The organism is Halorussus caseinilyticus (assembly GCF_029338395.1).
GTDB lineage: Archaea > Halobacteriota > Halobacteria > Halobacteriales > Haladaptataceae > Halorussus > Halorussus caseinilyticus.
On sequence record NZ_CP119809.1, the window covers coordinates 2,358,108 to 2,372,379 of the forward strand.

General features: G+C 63.9%; 25 protein-coding genes and 1 tRNA gene. 2 read left to right on the forward strand and 24 right to left on the reverse strand.

The window, feature by feature from the left end; translation table 11 throughout:
* Positions 1-125: 125 nt before the first annotated feature.
* Genes P2T60_RS11850 through P2T60_RS11965 form a run of 24 tightly spaced genes read right to left on the reverse strand, consistent with a single transcriptional unit; the run spans position 126 to position 12,931 of the window.
* The gene (locus P2T60_RS11850) at positions 126-605 is read right to left on the reverse strand and encodes an uL15m family ribosomal protein (RefSeq protein WP_276279455.1); all 480 of its coding nucleotides are present in this window, start codon (positions 603-605) and stop codon (positions 126-128) included.
* Positions 606-607: 2 nt separating this feature from the next.
* Positions 608-1,072 carry a 50S ribosomal protein L30 gene (gene rpmD, locus P2T60_RS11855; protein WP_276279456.1) on the reverse strand — a complete coding sequence of 155 codons (465 nt, stop codon included), beginning with the start codon at positions 1,070-1,072 and terminating at the stop codon, positions 608-610.
* The gene (locus P2T60_RS11860) at positions 1,072-1,716 is read right to left on the reverse strand and encodes a 30S ribosomal protein S5 (RefSeq protein WP_276279457.1); all 645 of its coding nucleotides are present in this window, start codon (positions 1,714-1,716) and stop codon (positions 1,072-1,074) included. Before P2T60_RS11860 ends, rpmD begins: the two co-directional genes overlap by 1 nt.
* Positions 1,717-1,719: 3 nt before the next feature.
* Positions 1,720-2,271: a 50S ribosomal protein L18 gene (locus P2T60_RS11865; protein WP_276279458.1), complete on the reverse strand. Its 552-nt coding sequence runs from the start codon at positions 2,269-2,271 to the stop codon at positions 1,720-1,722.
* Positions 2,272-2,273: 2 nt separating this feature from the next.
* Positions 2,274-2,714: a 50S ribosomal protein L19e gene (locus tag P2T60_RS11870; RefSeq protein WP_276279459.1), complete on the reverse strand. Its 441-nt coding sequence runs from the start codon at positions 2,712-2,714 to the stop codon at positions 2,274-2,276.
* Complete coding sequence (locus tag P2T60_RS11875; protein WP_276279460.1) at positions 2,711-3,421, reverse strand: 50S ribosomal protein L32e; 711 nt, start codon at positions 3,419-3,421, stop codon at positions 2,711-2,713. Before P2T60_RS11875 ends, P2T60_RS11870 begins: the two co-directional genes overlap by 4 nt.
* Before the next feature lie 3 nt (positions 3,422-3,424).
* Positions 3,425-3,961, reverse strand: a complete 537-nt coding sequence (locus P2T60_RS11880) for a 50S ribosomal protein L6 (RefSeq protein WP_276279461.1) — start codon at positions 3,959-3,961, stop codon at positions 3,425-3,427.
* A 2-nt stretch (positions 3,962-3,963) separates the two neighbouring features.
* On the reverse strand, positions 3,964-4,356 hold the full coding sequence (locus P2T60_RS11885; protein ID WP_276279462.1) for a 30S ribosomal protein S8: 393 nt from the start codon (positions 4,354-4,356) through the stop codon (positions 3,964-3,966).
* Positions 4,357-4,358: 2 nt separating this feature from the next.
* Positions 4,359-4,541 carry a 30S ribosomal protein S14 gene (locus P2T60_RS11890; RefSeq protein ID WP_276279463.1) on the reverse strand — a complete coding sequence of 61 codons (183 nt, stop codon included), beginning with the start codon at positions 4,539-4,541 and terminating at the stop codon, positions 4,359-4,361.
* Positions 4,538-5,062, reverse strand: a complete 525-nt coding sequence (locus P2T60_RS11895; protein WP_276279464.1) for a 50S ribosomal protein L5 — start codon at positions 5,060-5,062, stop codon at positions 4,538-4,540. The genes P2T60_RS11890 and P2T60_RS11895 overlap by 4 nt, the downstream gene beginning before the upstream one ends.
* A complete protein-coding gene (locus P2T60_RS11900) occupies positions 5,059-5,769 on the reverse strand; it encodes a 30S ribosomal protein S4e (RefSeq protein ID WP_276279465.1) in 711 nt (236 codons plus the stop codon). Before P2T60_RS11900 ends, P2T60_RS11895 begins: the two co-directional genes overlap by 4 nt.
* Positions 5,766-6,122, reverse strand: a complete 357-nt coding sequence (gene rplX, locus P2T60_RS11905; protein WP_276279466.1) for a 50S ribosomal protein L24 — start codon at positions 6,120-6,122, stop codon at positions 5,766-5,768. Before rplX ends, P2T60_RS11900 begins: the two co-directional genes overlap by 4 nt.
* Complete coding sequence (locus tag P2T60_RS11910) at positions 6,119-6,517, reverse strand: 50S ribosomal protein L14 (RefSeq protein ID WP_276279467.1); 399 nt, start codon at positions 6,515-6,517, stop codon at positions 6,119-6,121. The genes rplX and P2T60_RS11910 overlap by 4 nt, the downstream gene beginning before the upstream one ends.
* A complete protein-coding gene (locus tag P2T60_RS11915) occupies positions 6,517-6,894 on the reverse strand; it encodes a 30S ribosomal protein S17 (RefSeq protein ID WP_276279468.1) in 378 nt (125 codons plus the stop codon). Before P2T60_RS11915 ends, P2T60_RS11910 begins: the two co-directional genes overlap by 1 nt.
* Positions 6,885-7,268, reverse strand: coding sequence for a ribonuclease P protein component 1 (locus P2T60_RS11920; protein WP_276279469.1), 384 nt, complete (start codon positions 7,266-7,268; stop codon positions 6,885-6,887). Before P2T60_RS11920 ends, P2T60_RS11915 begins: the two co-directional genes overlap by 10 nt.
* A gap of 7 nt (positions 7,269-7,275) precedes the next feature.
* Positions 7,276-7,497: a 50S ribosomal protein L29 gene (gene rpmC / locus P2T60_RS11925; protein ID WP_276279470.1), complete on the reverse strand. Its 222-nt coding sequence runs from the start codon at positions 7,495-7,497 to the stop codon at positions 7,276-7,278.
* Positions 7,497-8,411 (reverse strand): 30S ribosomal protein S3, encoded by a 915-nt coding sequence (locus P2T60_RS11930; protein WP_276279471.1) that lies wholly within the window; start codon positions 8,409-8,411, stop codon positions 7,497-7,499. The genes rpmC and P2T60_RS11930 overlap by 1 nt, the downstream gene beginning before the upstream one ends.
* Positions 8,411-8,872, reverse strand: a complete 462-nt coding sequence (locus P2T60_RS11935; RefSeq protein WP_276279472.1) for a 50S ribosomal protein L22 — start codon at positions 8,870-8,872, stop codon at positions 8,411-8,413. The genes P2T60_RS11930 and P2T60_RS11935 overlap by 1 nt, the downstream gene beginning before the upstream one ends.
* Before the next feature lie 4 nt (positions 8,873-8,876).
* Positions 8,877-9,302: a 30S ribosomal protein S19 gene (locus P2T60_RS11940; protein WP_276279473.1), complete on the reverse strand. Its 426-nt coding sequence runs from the start codon at positions 9,300-9,302 to the stop codon at positions 8,877-8,879.
* 2 nt (positions 9,303-9,304) lie between these two features.
* Positions 9,305-10,024: a 50S ribosomal protein L2 gene (locus P2T60_RS11945; RefSeq protein WP_276279474.1), complete on the reverse strand. Its 720-nt coding sequence runs from the start codon at positions 10,022-10,024 to the stop codon at positions 9,305-9,307.
* Positions 10,025-10,027: 3 nt separating this feature from the next.
* The gene (locus tag P2T60_RS11950) at positions 10,028-10,279 is read right to left on the reverse strand and encodes a 50S ribosomal protein L23 (protein WP_276279475.1); all 252 of its coding nucleotides are present in this window, start codon (positions 10,277-10,279) and stop codon (positions 10,028-10,030) included.
* Positions 10,276-11,022: a 50S ribosomal protein L4 gene (gene rpl4p / locus P2T60_RS11955; RefSeq protein ID WP_276279476.1), complete on the reverse strand. Its 747-nt coding sequence runs from the start codon at positions 11,020-11,022 to the stop codon at positions 10,276-10,278. Before rpl4p ends, P2T60_RS11950 begins: the two co-directional genes overlap by 4 nt.
* A gap of 3 nt (positions 11,023-11,025) precedes the next feature.
* Complete coding sequence (gene rpl3p / locus P2T60_RS11960; protein ID WP_276279477.1) at positions 11,026-12,042, reverse strand: 50S ribosomal protein L3; 1,017 nt, start codon at positions 12,040-12,042, stop codon at positions 11,026-11,028.
* A gap of 4 nt (positions 12,043-12,046) precedes the next feature.
* Positions 12,047-12,931, reverse strand: a complete 885-nt coding sequence (locus tag P2T60_RS11965) for an RNA methyltransferase (RefSeq protein ID WP_276279478.1) — start codon at positions 12,929-12,931, stop codon at positions 12,047-12,049.
* 213 nt (positions 12,932-13,144) lie between these two features.
* Between P2T60_RS11965 and P2T60_RS11970 the strand changes: the two genes are divergently transcribed.
* Both P2T60_RS11970 and P2T60_RS11975 read left to right on the forward strand, forming a co-directional pair.
* Positions 13,145-13,215, forward strand: a tRNA-Gly gene (locus P2T60_RS11970).
* Positions 13,216-13,787: 572 nt separating this feature from the next.
* Complete coding sequence (locus tag P2T60_RS11975) at positions 13,788-14,216, forward strand: hypothetical protein (RefSeq protein WP_276279479.1); 429 nt, start codon at positions 13,788-13,790, stop codon at positions 14,214-14,216.
* The last annotated feature ends 56 nt before the right edge of the window (positions 14,217-14,272 follow it).

The following is a 14,272-nucleotide window of genomic DNA, read 5'->3' on the forward strand; positions in this document are numbered from 1 at the left end:
GCAGACTGACTGTGTGAAACGGACTATAATAACCGTCCGTCATTAACGGTGTTGCTTAACGCTATAAATCTTCCGCGATAACGTCTATCGAGAACGCGAGAAGACGGGAAAACGGAGACCCGCAGTTACTCTTCGTCGTCCGACGCTTCGTCTTCGGCTTCCTCGGCGCGGTCACTCAGCACTGCGTCGCCGCCTTCCTCCTCGATGAGTTCGACCGCACTCGCGGAGAAGGCGTCGGCCGTCACTTCGAGTTGGTTGCGGACTTGGCCGTCGCCGAGAACCTTCACGGCGTCGGCGTCCCAACCGTCGTCAACCACGTCGCGGGCGTCGAGACGGTAGCCGTAGTCGGTCTCCTCGGCGTCGCCGTCGGCGGCCAGCAGTGCCGCGTCCTCGTCGAGTTTCTGGACCGTGACGGTCAGAACCTCGTCTTTGACCTTCTCCGGTCGGGAGAAGCCGTGTTTGCCGAGCGGTTCGTAGTTGTGGAACTCGTGTTTGGCGCGACCCGCGCGTCCGCGTCCGCCGCGGTGACCGGCACCGCGCCGGTTCTTGTGACTACCGCCGCCGTGCGTGCGGGAGCCGCGTTGTCGTCGTTTCTTGTCCGTCATGGTTATCGCATCGCCTTCAGGAGCGAATCGATTTCCTCGGTGTCGTGCTTTCCGAGTTGGCCACCTTCCTTGGTGGGGTGCTTGAGTCCGTCGTGACCGCCGCGCGGCGGGTGAAGACGGAGGACCGGAGCGAGACCCTGCTCGCGCAGGGTCGTCTCGTCGTCCAACAGCGCCGACGCGAGGTCGCTCACGTCGTCGTAGTCGGTGTTCTCCGAGACCCACTCGTCGTCTACGTCGGCGTCGCCTTCGAGGGGGTCGGCCCGCTTTTCTAGCACCGTCTCCAGCACGTCTTGGCTCGGTTCGCCGTACGCGGTGTAGTCGTTGACCTTGGTAATCATCCCGCGGTAGGAGTCGGTGTCCGGGACGAGCGCGCAGTGGTTCACGCGGTGGAGGTTCAGCATCTCCAGCGTGTCCTGCGTGGCCCCGTTCATGTCTACCTCACCGCGAATCTGGACGACCGCCTTCATTACTCGGCCACCTCCTCGCTGTAGTCGGTCCGACCTCGCGGACCGCGGGACTCCGCGGCGTTCTCCAAGGCGTTGTAGGTCGCCTTGGCGAGGTTGAGCGTGGTCCGGGTGTTGCCGTGGCTCTTGGTCCAGGCGTTCTCGACGCCGCCCAGTTCCAGAATCTTGCGGACGGTGTCGGTCGCGGCGAGTCCGAGTCCGGTCGGTGCCGGAATCAGTTCGACCTCGACGCTCCCTGCCTTGCCTTTCGTCCGGCGAGCGAGCGAGTGGGGTCGTTCGCTTCGGTCCTCCCACGACCCCGCGCCGCGGTTGACCTGAATCAGGTTGAGTTTAGCGATGTCGATGGCCTTCTGAATCGCGCCGCCAACTTGGTCGTCGCGGCCTTCGGCGTAGCCGACGTAACCGTCGCGGTTGCCGATGGCGACGACGCAGCGGAACTTCACGCGGCGACCGGAGTCGGTCATGCGCTGGACCATGTTGATGTCCAGCACTTCGTCCTCCAGTCCCGGCAGAAGCTGGTCGACCAGTTCCGACTCCTTCAGCGGGAGACCGGAGTTGAGGGCTTCCTCCATCGTGTCGATGTCGCCCTCGGCGACTTTGCGGCCGAGACGGGTCTGGGGTTCCCAGCCGTCGTGGTTTGCACACATACGTTAGTCCTCCATGAGGTTCTCGCGCACTTCGTCGAAGTGCTCGGGTAGTTCTGTGGCGTCGAAATCCCCGCTGTACAGCGGTTCGTCCAACTGCTCGGCGTACTCGGCGATGTGTTCGCCGCGATTGCGCGGCCAGTCGGCCAGCACGCTGTCGTTGTGAGGGATGTCGAGCCCTGCGTCGATAGCGCCTTCCTGTACTGCGAATACTTTGCCACCGGGTGTCGCGGTGTTGAGACCGATGTCGAGGACCGCTTCCTCGACTCCGGCTTCGAGCGCTCGCTTGCCAGCGAGAAGCCCCGTCAGGTACGCGCTGGGGAGGTTGCCCGTGGGGGCTTCCCAGCCGTAGTCTTCGAGGTCGCCGGAGTACGCACTCGTTACCGTCTCGTCGCCGTCGGGACCCATCGTGACCAGCTGCGCCCTGACGTGCTTGTTGCTCTTACGAGCGACAAGCCGGGGCTTGCCCGATTTCAGCAGGCGCAACCTCTGATGGTAGTCAGTCCGGACCTCGCGGCGACGGCGCATCGGCACCGTATATCGTGGTCCTGTTGCCATTGTTAGTAGTTACTCTCGATGTAGTTGAGCAGGTACTGGACGCTACGGAACTCCCCGCCCTTGGCTTTGTCGTACAGGTCTCGGTACTGAGACTGCGTGATTTCGCCTTCGGCTCGGAGTTCTCGGAGCTTCGTTCGCTGCGCGCGAATCGTCTGCTGCCACTGTTCTTTCCGCTGCTGGCGACCGCCGGACTTACCCTTCCGGGTACCGGCGCCGGTCTGATGACCGTAGTCGCGCTTTTCCTTGCGCTTGCGCGCCCGACCGCGCGAGTTGCCCTTCTTGTCCTTGGCGGTGATGGAGCCGTCCTCGACCAGTTCACGGATGTCCTCACGGGTAATCGCCTCCGCGATGGCACCTTGGGCGTCGGGGTCGAACCAGACGCGGTTCTCGCCCACGTCGAGAACGTCGGCGGCGAGTCGCTTCTGTGCGTTCAGGTCAGTCATTCTTCGACCTCCACTTCGACGTAGGTCGGGTTCAGGACGCGAATGCCGTTCTCTTCGGCCTGTTCCTCGATGCGCTCGCGCTTGCGGGCACCGACTTTCGAGGCGATGCGGACCGCTTCCGTGTCGCCGTCGACGCCTTCGAGGTCGTCGGTGTTGTGGACGCGGACTTCCTCGAAGCCGCTGGGGTGCTTGCCGCGCACTTCGGTCGGGGTTCGGAATCCGGCTTCGACCGTCGGGCCTTTGCCCTTGACGCCGCGGCGCTGTTTGGACAGCTTTCCGCGCGGGCGTCGCCACGAGGTCGGCGTGCGCTTTTTCTTGTGGTAGTCCTGCCGGTTGAACTGCGGCTTGCCGACGCGCTTGCGTTGCGTGAGGAGTTCCTCCTCGCGCTCGCTGAGGTCGGGGGTCTTGTCGACCAGACCGCGGGGCTGGAGTTCGGTTTCGACTTCCTCGCCCTCGGCTTCCGCCGCCTCTTCGGGCTCTTCTTCTTCGATTTCGGCCTCGGTCTCCTCTTCGACTTCGAGACCGCCAACGTCCGCCTTGATACGGGCGGCGAGGGCGTTCCCGATGCCTTCGACCTCGGCGAGTTCGTCCTGAGTCGCGGCCTTCACGTCCTCTACGGACGAGAAGCCCGCGTCGCGGAGCGCCTCGGCCTTGCTCGGGCCGACTCCGCTTACGTCTTCGAGTGTTTCGGGTTCGTCGTCTGCCATTCGTTAGACACCTCCGGTCTGGGGCTTCTCGGTGATGTAAACGCCGTCTTGGAAGACGCGGGTGTCCTTGTCCTGCACGCGGGTCAACTGCTCGATGTCCGCGGCCGTCTGGCCCACGTCCTCGATGCTCGGCCCGCGAAGGTGGAGTACCTCGTCGTCCACTTCGACGGTCGTGTCACCGTGAATGTTCGTTCGTCGCGGGGCCTTCTCTCCGAGGAAGTTCTCGATGACGACCTCGCCGTTCTCGGCGCGGACTTGCATCGGGAAGTGGGAGTAGAACACCTCCATGGTGTACTCCCAGCCCTCGGTCACGCCGTGGAACATGTTGCGAACGTGGCTCTCGAAGGTGCCCACGGTCGCGTTGGTCTTGGCGTCCTCGGTCTCGCTCTCGATGACCACGCCGTCGTCGTCCACTTCGACCGACACGTCCGGGTACCAGAGGCGTCGCGTAACGGACCCCTCCGGCCCCTCGACGGTGAGTTCGAGGTGGTCTTTCTCGGCGGTCACGTCGTCGGGAATTTCCAGTTTGCTTCGTGCCATTGTTAGTAGACGTACGCGATGACTTGGCCACCGACGCCCTGTTCGCGGGCCTCGTAGTGGCTCATGACGCCGCGGCTGGTCGTGACGACGAGCGCCCCGTAGTCACGGGCGGGGAGGAATCGCTTCTCCCACTTCTCGAACTCGTCTGCGCCCGCCGAATAGCGGGGCTTGACCGAACCGCACTCGTTTATCGCGCCTTTCAGTTCGACCTCGAACTGCCCGGCTTTACCGTCGTCGACGAACTCGAAGCCGTCGATGTACCCGCGGTCGTAGAAGACCTCGAGTACGCTGCCGATTTCGTTCGAGGCGGGCTGTACCGTGTGGTCGAGGTGACCCACGCCTTCGGCGTTGTCGATGCCGGAAAGCGCGTTGGCCAGCGGATCGTTTCCTGCCATGATTATCGATACTTCTTGAAGCCCATGCTCCGGGCGATTTCGCGGAAACACTGTCGACACAGGTAGATGTCGTACTTTCCGACGAGACCCTGTTTCCGACCGCAGCGCTGGCACTCTTCGATTTGGCCGGTGCGCTTGGCCGCGTGTTCTCCGGTCGCCTCGGAGTCGGTTTCGCTTTCACTCATTCGTTGACCTCCACGTCGAAGTTGGATTCGAGGTACGCGATGGCGTCCTCGACGGTCAGTTTGTGACCCGACGGCACCGAGCGAGTCACCTTGTCGCGCTTGCTGATTCGGTAGCCCGGTCGGACGAGGTTGACCGTCACGTCGAGACCGTAGATGCCGACGTTCGGGTCGTACTCCTGACTCGGGAACTCGGTGTGTTCCTCGACGCCGAAGCTGAAGTTCCCCGTCTCGTCGAACTGCTTGGCAGACACGTCCGACAGCGGCAGCGCCTTCTGGAGGAACTCCTCGGCTTCCTCGTCGCGCAGGGTGACCTTCGCGCCGATGGGGTCGCCCTGACGGATGCCGAACTCGGGTTTCGTGGAGTTGGCCAGCGTCCGCACGCTCTGCTGGCCGGTCACGTCTTCGAGAATCTCCTCGGCGTCCGCGAGTTCGCGGCCGCCTTCGCCGACGCCCATGTGGACGACGACTTTCTCGACGGTCGGCTCTCGCATGTCGTGGAATTCGGCTTCCGCTTCACTCATTCGTCGTCACCTCCGACGAAGTTCTCGTCGATGACGACGACGTACTCTTCGACCGTCTCGAAGGTTCCGTCCTCGTCGAGGAGTTCCACGACGACGTTGTTCGAGCCGCTACCGGGCGTCACCTGAATCTCGGTGACTTCGCCGATTTCGCCAGCGTGCGCGCCGCGAACGGCGGTCACGAGACTGCCTTCCTCGTAGGGGAAGTGAGCGACGACTTCGCTGTCGTCGTTGTCGATGACGATGGAGTCACCGGCGCTGTACTCGCTCGCGTCCTCGACGAGCAGGTTCTGCCCGTCGTGGAGGTTGAGCTGGGTCTGGTCGCCAGCGACCTTCGTCTTGTCCTCGATTTTGCCGAGTTTGCTACCGGCGGCGTCCGCGTCGATGGGGGTCAGCGCGAGCCGACCGCCCTCGTCGGGGAAGACGCGGTAGTACTCTTCTCGCTCGATGAACGCAACGATGTCGAACATCCCGATGGGCCGGTCCTCGGCGACGCTGTCGTCGCCGTTGACCAGCACGTTCCCTTGGTCGAGCGCGTACCGTGCTTCCTTCCGGGACTGGACGTAGCCCAGCACGTCCCGTAGCAGGATGAGCAGGGGAACGCCGTCCTCTCCGTGCGGGCCGGAGTCGGCCTTCACGGTGAAGGTTTCGGTCTTACGTTCGACCGGCCAGGACTTCGGAACTGAGAGTCGTTTCTGATGCTTGGTCATTCGTTCTCACCTCGGAGGCGCGCCTCGCGCCGGTCGTCTTCGAGGTCGAGGTCGGTCACGCGGAGGTTGCTCGCGTCGAGCGGTCGCGGGACCTCTTCGCCGTCGGCCTTCTCGAGGGTCACGTCCTCGACGTGGACGACGGCATCGCGCAGGTCCACTTTGATAACTTCGCCTTCCTCTCCGGCGAAGTCCCCGCGCATGACCTCGACAGTGTCGCCCGCGTTGACGCGGACGCTACGGGCGTCGAACTCCTCGCGGAGGTCGTCGGCGAGCGTCGCCTTGACGTGCTCGTGTCGCTCGTGGAGCGAGGCGTGCTCGGTCTGGTTTCGCTGTTTGCGTGGTTGCTTAGTCATACTATCATCGTAGCGGTGCTTGCGATGCTTCCGAACCGCTCTGCGACTTCCCGCGCGATGGGACCCTTGATTTCGGTCCCGCGCGGTTCCTCCACGTCGTCGATGATGACGGCCGCGTTGTCTTCGAACTTGACGCGGGTACCGTCGGGACGACGGATAGACTTGCGCTGGCGGACGATGACCGCTTCCAGCACCTGCCGTCGCATCTCGGGGGTACCCTTCGTGACCGAGACGGTCACTTTGTCGCCGATGCCCGCTTTGGGGTGTCGGCTCTTGGTACCCGAGTAGCCGGAAACGCTGATGACCTTGAGTTCACGCGCGCCGGTGTTGTCGGCACACGTCAGCAGCGACCCCTTCGAGAGTCCCTGCGTCACGTCGGCTTTGAGCGCTTCCATTACTCTTCGCCCTCCGTTTCGTCTTGTTGTTCGGTTCCGCCCGCGCCGAAGCTCCGCGTCGTCTCGAACTGCTCGACGACGACGTGGCTCTTCGTTTTCGAAAGCGGTCGGGTCTCTGCGATACGAACCGTGTCGCCGACTTCCAGTTCCAGACAGTCCGGCGCGTGTGCCGGAACGCGCGACCGACGCTTCATGTATCGGTCGTACTTCGGAACCGGAACGTCGTACTCTCGCTCGACGATTACGGTCTTGTCCATGTCGGTGGAGGCAACCTCTCCTTCGAGGGTCTGGCCGCGCACGGAAAGGCTTCCGTGGAACGGACAGTTCTCGTCGGAGCAGGTTCCCTCCGGCTCTGATACGTTCAGTCCTATTGCCATTTAGAGTCACCTGCCTTCTCGGTGCGCAATGCGGGTCGTGAGAGCAACCGCGCGCCATCCACCGTAACGTAGGCCACGCTCTCGCATGGACCAGACTGACCGGAGCGGACTCCGGCAGTTTCCGACCCACGTTTGAACGCGGTCCCCGGAGCCTTCTCGACCCCGGCGGATTCATCTGTGAGCGCGAACTCGAATGTCGAGCCCTGCTTTGGCACCTGCCGCACCCGGTCGGCGGACGCGACGCTCAACGTCCCCTGCGTCTCGGCGACGACCCGGCCCTCGATTCCCACGAGGTCCGGGTTCGGCGCGTCTACGACGCGGACGGGGAGTCCGTTGAGTTCGTGTCGCGTCAGCGTCTCGGGTGTGAGTGGCATGGTTCGGTTATTCTTCGTCTGTGTCTTCGAGGTCGCCTTCCTCGCGCTGAACCGTCTTGATTCGCGCGATGGTCCGGCGAAGTTCCTTGAATCGGCCGGGGTCCTCCGGTGCGCCACCGGCGGCTTTCACGGCCTTCGCGTTGAGGAGTTCGGTTTCGAGGTCTTCCAGTTCCGACTCGCGCTCTGCGGGCGTCATGTCGCGGATTTCCTCGGTGTGAAGGATTGCCATTATTCCTCACTCTCCTCGTCTTCCATCTCGTCCATGAGGTCTTCGGCTTCCTGTTCGACCTCTTCTTCGAGTTCGTCGAGTTCCTCTTCGACCGACTCCTCGGCTTCCTCAGCCGACTCGTCGCTCGACTCGTCCTCGATGACCTCTTCGACGACTTCCTCGTCGAGTTCTTCCTCGCCGACTTCGGCAGGCTCCTCGCCCGCCTCCTCGTCGTCGCGGAGTTCTTCGAGTTCCTCGTCGGTCGGCTCTTCGAGGAGTTCCTCGACGCCAGCCTGTTCGTTGGCCTCGACTGCCTCGGGGACGATTTCCTCGGGACTCGCGCCCTCTTCGATTTCGAAGTCGTCGGGGAGGTTGGCTCCCGGCGGGATGATTTTCACGTCCACGCCGATGGTGCCGAGTTTGAGGACCGCGACCCCTTGGCCGTGGTCTACGATGTCCTCGGCGGGTTCGCCGTTGTGCTTGATGTACCCGCGGTTGAACTTCTCGACGCGCGAGCGCGCACCGGTGACCTTCCCGGAGAGGACGATTTCGGCACCGAGGGCACCGGCGTCCATGATGCGGTCGATGGTGGTGTGACCGGCTTTCCGGAAGTACCAACCGCGTTCGAGTGCGTTGGCGAGTCGGTCGGCGACGATGCGGGCGTTGAGGTCCGGTTCGTCCACTTCCTGCACGTCGATTTGCGGGTCTTCGAGGTCGAACCGCTCTTCGAGTTGCGTGGTAATCTTCCGGATGTTCTTCCCGCCCTTGCCGATGACCATACCGGGCTTCTCGGCCTTGAGCACGATTTGAGTGCCCATCGGGGTCTTGGCGACTTCCATGCCACCGTATCCCGCGCGGCCGAGTTCGTCGGCGAAGAATTCGTCGATTTGGGACCGCTGAAGCCCGTCGTGAATGAACTCTTGTTCGTCTGCCATTATTCTTGCACCTCTTTGAGTACGAGTTCTACGTCTACTTCGGGCGTGTTCCACGCGCTGGCGCGTCCCATCGCGCGGGGTTTCCGGCCCTGCACCTCGCCGATTTTGTGGGCGGCGACGTGCATAATCTCCATCGTCTCGCCGTCAAAGCCCTGCTGGTCGGCGTTGTTGACGACGTTCGTGATGAGGTCGAGGAAGGCCTCGCTAGCCTTCTCGGGGTAGCGACCGGCGTCCCAGCCGTCGATGTCGCTTCGGTGGCCGACGCCGCTGTTGTGCTGCTTGAACGGCACCGACCGCTCACCGTCGATGACCTGCTGGAGGTACTCGCGTGCCTCGTCAGCGGTCATGCCCTTGATTTCGCGGGCGATGGCTTTGCTGTGCTTGTGGCTCATGTGCCGCTCCCGGAGCATCCCCTTGGCGGTGGTGTCCGGGTCGGTCTCGACGCTGTAACTGATTCCCATGGTATCACTTGAGTGGCACGAACTTCGAGGAGCGGGTCGCGCCGATACCGGCCTGTCCGTGTTCGACCGACTTGCGGGTCAACTGGAACTCGCCGAGGTAGTGCCCCAGCATCTCCGGTTCGACCCGCACGCGGTCGAAGCTCTGGCCGTTGTACACCGCGAACGTCTTGCCGACGAACTCGGGGAGAATCGGCATGTTTCGCAGGTGCGTCCGGATGGGGTCGTTGGCCGACCCTTCCTCGGTGGCTTCGCCAGCCTCTTCGAGCAGTTTCTCCTGCTCGGCGGACAGACCGCGCTCGATGGTTCGCCGCTGTCGTGCGGGAAGCAGTTCTGCAACTTCGTCCAGACTCATGTCCTGCAACTCGTCGAGGTCGTAGCCGCGGTAGGTGAACTCACCGTCACGGCCGGTTCGGTATTCGCCTTCGCTCATGGTCAGTTACCTCCCCGTCCCGTGCGCCGGGACGAGATGTCCCCGACCTTCCGGCCCGGCGGAGCGTTCCGCGAGACGGACTTGGGCTTGCCGGGGTGCTGGCGGCCACCGCCGCCGAACGGATGGTCTACGGCGTTCATCGCCACGCCGCGAACGTTCGGCCACTTGGTGCCGCGCGCTTTCATCTTGTGGTACTTGTTGCCCGCCTTCACCATCGGCTTCTCGGTTCGGCCGCCGCCTGCGACCACGCCGATGGTCGCCCGACAGTCGGGCGAGAGGCGCTTGACCTCGCCGCTGGGCAGTTCCACGACTGCGGCGTCGCGGTCGTGCGTGACGAGGTTGGCGCTCACGCCGGAGGCGCGAGCGAACTTACCGCCGTCGCCGGGTTGTCGCTCGACGTTACACACCGGGACTCCTTCCGGAATCTCGGCGAGCGGAAGCGTGTTGCCCTCCTTGATTTCGGCGCTGACGCCGATTTGGATGGTCTCGCCGACGCCGACGCCTTCGGGCACGAGGATGAGTCGCTGGTCGCCGTCCTCGAACTCGACGGCGGCGACCGGCGCGCTCCGTGCGGGGTCGTGTTCGATGTCCACGACCGTTCCGGAGACGGTATCGACCTCTTCGGGCTTTTTGTGCGTGAGGTCCGCCTTGTACTGGTGCGAGGGGGCGCGGAACGTCGGCGTCCCGCGGCCACGTCGCTGTCCTTGGATTCGTCGTCCCATGTGTCAGAACACCCCGATTCGGGAGGCGACTTCTTGCGCGTCGTCGTCCTCCGAGAGAGTCACCGTCGCTTTCTTGTCACCGTTCATGGTGACCTGCGTGTTTATCTTCTCGATGGTGACCTCGTACTGGTCTTCGATTTCGTCGCGGATTTCCGGCTTCTCGGCGTCGAGGTCCACGATGAACTGGAGCTTGTTCTGGAAGTCCATCTCGTTCATCGCCTTCTCGGTGACCCACGGGTACTCGATGACGCTCATCGGTCGGCCACCTCCTCGACTGCGCTCTCGGTCCAGACGGTGAGTCGGCCAGCGTGGGTACCGGGCGCGAGGTCCTCGGCGTTGACCTCTCGTGCGGTCGCAACGTCGGCACCCGCGAGGTTGCGGGCGGCCTTCGAGGGTTCCTCGCTGGTCACGAACAGCACGGACTTCGGCGTCTTGTACTTGCGACCACGAGTCGTACCCTTCCCGGCACGAACCGTCTTGTTCTCCTCGGCACGCTCGATGTCGGCGTCCAAGCCGACCGATTCGAGGAAGGAGACGACCTCCTTGGTCTTCACGAGGTCCTCGAAGTCGTCGCTCACGACGAGCGGTAGGTCGAGGTCCTCGTCGAAGCGGTGGCCGCGCTCGGCCACGAGGTCGGCGTCGGCAGTCGCCGCGACTGCGCTTCGGATTGCCTTCTTTCGCTCCTTCGTGTTGATGTCGAGCGTCCGGTCTTTCTCTTCTTTCGGCGGGTGGGCCTTGCGACCCCCGACGGTCTGGGGCACTCGTGCGCCCTGCCCGTTCGTCCGGGGGACGTGAGCCATCCCGCGACCGCTACCGGGCGACTCCGCCGAGGTTCGCATCCCGGCGTAGTCGTCGGCACCGTAGTCCTGCTTTCGGTTTGCCTGCGCGGCGAGAACGGCTCGCTTGATGAGGTCCGGCCGGACAGTCTTGTCGAACACGTCCGGCAGGTCCACGGAACCGTCTTCCTCGCCGTCGAGGTTGCGGATAGTTGCCTGCATAGTTTATCCCTGATTCGATTCGGTGCTTACGTACCGTACCTCGGGGTCGAGGCGCGGCTGGTCTTTCGGCCGGATGGCCGGGCGGAAACGCAGGAGACGCTTGTCCGGACCGGGGACCGAACCCTTGACCAACGCGTACTGGCCGTCGACTTCGCCGTAGTTGACGAAGCCGCCGTCCACGTTGATGTCGTCGCCGTCGCCGATGTCGACGAGGCGCTTGTTGAGTTCGGTACGCTGGTGGTATCCGGTCTGGCCCTGCTGGGGCACCGTCGAGCGGACGCGGGATGGGTTCCACGGACCGAGGTTGCCAATCCGTCGTCGCCATCCCTGCCGGGCGTGCTTGCCCTTCCGCTTCTGGACGCCCCATCGCTTGACGGGACCCTGCGTGCCTTTACCTTTCGTGACGCCGCTGATGTCCGTGTACTCGCCTGCGCGGAACACGTCGTTCATGGCGTGTTCCCCGCCGTCAGCGAGGAGGTCCAGCGCGAAATCGACGCGGTCGCCGAGCGACCCGCCACCGACGCGAGTCTCCATCACGTCGGGCTTCTTCTTGGGAACGCTGGGGATTTCGTCCGGAACGGTGTGGGTGACGACGCGAAGGTCGGCGACATCGCCGTTCGAGACTGCTTCGCGCAGTTCGTCTTCGGCGGCATCGACATCGTAGTCCTCCGGCACGTCGAGCGTGCGCGAGAGGTCGTCGTGGAAGTCGTCGCCCCACACTTCCGTCAGCGGCTTCTTGCCGTACGGCGTATCTTCGTAGGCTCGCAGAGCGACCGCCCGCATCGGCGGCGTCTCCACGATAGTAACGGGAACGGTCTCCTCCATCCCTTCTCGCGGGGAGTTGGATTCGTCGTTCACCATTACCACGTGGGTCATACCGGCCTTGTAACCCGCGAAGCCTTGGAGAGACGGATTGCCGTCTCCTTCGGGCCACGAGTTGAAGCGCGGAACCTCGCTGGTCGCGCGCGTGCGGGGGCCAAACCCTAGCGAACCTTTGCGTGGTCTGCTTGTTTCTGGCATCGTATCACTTCTCTTTGAGGTTCAGGCAGCCGAGTGCGGCGAACATCGCTTCTTCGGTTCGCACGACCTCGCTACCTTGGTTCGGAACCGCGTTCAGCCAGAGGTCAAACCGGCCGGGTGCGCCCGATTCGACTCCGGACTCCGCGTCCGCCTCGTCCTCCCCGACTGGCCACGTATCGGCCAGCGAGTCGATGGGGAGGTCGAGCATCTCCGGCAGGCCTCGACCCGGTGAACCGAACGCGACGGTCATGCCGTCGCGTTCGGTCCGGCCGACCAGTTCGGTCAACCGCCGGGTGGTCAACTCGACCCCGTGGCGGGACGTTGCGATTCGAACGCCCGCGTCGTCGCGGTCGAGGGCCGCCGGAAGGTCCGTGCGCGTCACCGACAAACCCGAGAGGGGTTCGTCTACGAGTTTCGCACGGACCGGACTTCGCGAAGAGATCCTGACGGTTACGCGCTTCCCCTCGCCGACCTCCATTTCTGGCGGCACGACGAGCGAAATCGGGTGTTGCAGTCCGCAATTGACCCGAACGCGCCCTTCAGGTCCGACCTCGGTCACGATTCCCTGTCTTAACGACCCCGAACCCTCGGATTCGGAGCCGGTCAGTGAGGGGGCGCGGAGCGGCGGTAGGACGCCCGCGTACTCCAGTTCGTCCCGCTTGCCGAATACCTCCTTTCGGAGGTAGGGCGGCGTCGCGGCGTACTCCAACACGGTGCTTACGAACCCGCCACCCCATCTCCGCTCGCCGTCGGGGTCGGGAAAGACCCCGATGCGGTCGGCCCGGAACACCGTCGCCGCGCGAGCGACGTAACCGATTTTTCGAGTCGCCTCGCGCTTGTCTTCGGCTTCCCGGACGAGGGATGACGGAACGAGTACGCTGAAGGTCATACCGTGACGCTTCGACGCCCGCTCACTAGACTGTAGCGAATCGTACCGGCTTGGGTCTTAAAAGGATGCCGCTTTGGTTCCGGCCGTGGGGGGCCGTCACAAAGCCCGTAGTGCCGGAAATCGCCCATTGAATCGTGTCACTGTCTCCCGATTCTAGTTCGATTCGGAAGTCTTATTTAGTGGCCGGGCATTATCTGGAAATGCAGTCGCAGGGCGCTGGTAGTGTAGTGGTATCACGTGACCTTGCCATGGTCGCAACCGGGGTTCAAATCCCCGCCAGCGCACTTCTACGGAAACAACACGTCGAGCAGAGCGTTTTATCGCTCTGCGAGCGTGTTTCCGATGTATGCGGAAGGGATTCGAAGTAGACGAGTCGCACGCCCGCGCAACGAAGTGAGCAGGAACGTCTCGGCGTGGTTCAAATCCCCGCCAGCGCACTTCTTTCGGACGCTAACTTCTTCCGGAGTCACGACTCCGTGTACGCTCGTCTATTTCTCGGCGGACACTTCCGTACCGGCGAGTCCGTCGTCCGGCTAGAAAGTCTCCCGTCCGACCCGAGAGTCCGCTGTCTGTTTCGTCGGAGCTAGCTACTGCCGACTCCTATCAGGACCGCACCGCCCCGCACTGCACCGCGACAGCCTCGAACCTCCCCATCCTCGTCGGCCGCATCCGCGGCCGACTTCGCGCGTTGGGCGCGACCACGAGGGTCGCGCCCGCACGCGCCGAGAATCAGAGTCGAAGGAGTCGGTCAGAACCGAAGGAGTCGGTCGGTGGAGTCAGGGGACGACCGAAACGCCCGAGAGCGGTCGGGTGAGGACCCACGGTTAAGTCCGCGCGGGTCCCACTAACACGCGGGATGTCACTCAGCGACGACGCCGAGCGAGAGGTCCGGGAGTTCCACGAGTTCATCGAAGGCTGGTTGGCCGGACGCCTGACCGACGACGAGTACGACCGGGCGGAAGCGGTCGTCCCCGACGACTTCGAGATTGTCTCGCCGACCGGCGACCGGCGCGACGGGGAGACGCTCCGCGCGGACCTCCGGAACGGTCACGGTACGTTCGCGGACGCCGACCCGCCGTTCGAGATTCGCGTGGCGAACGTCCGGACGCGCGCCGAGAGCGCGGACAGTTGCCTCGTGACCTACGAGGAGTGGCAACGCGCCGACGGCGGGTGGGAGGGGCGAGTCAGTAGCGCGCTGTTCCGCCGCGCCGACGCGCCCAACGGCGTCGAGTGGGTCCACCTCCACGAGACGTGGCTCCCCGACGAGACCGACCCGCCAGCGTAGCGAATCGCCGACGACTCCGAACCCGACGGCGATTCGGACCAAACTCCAAAGGCGTC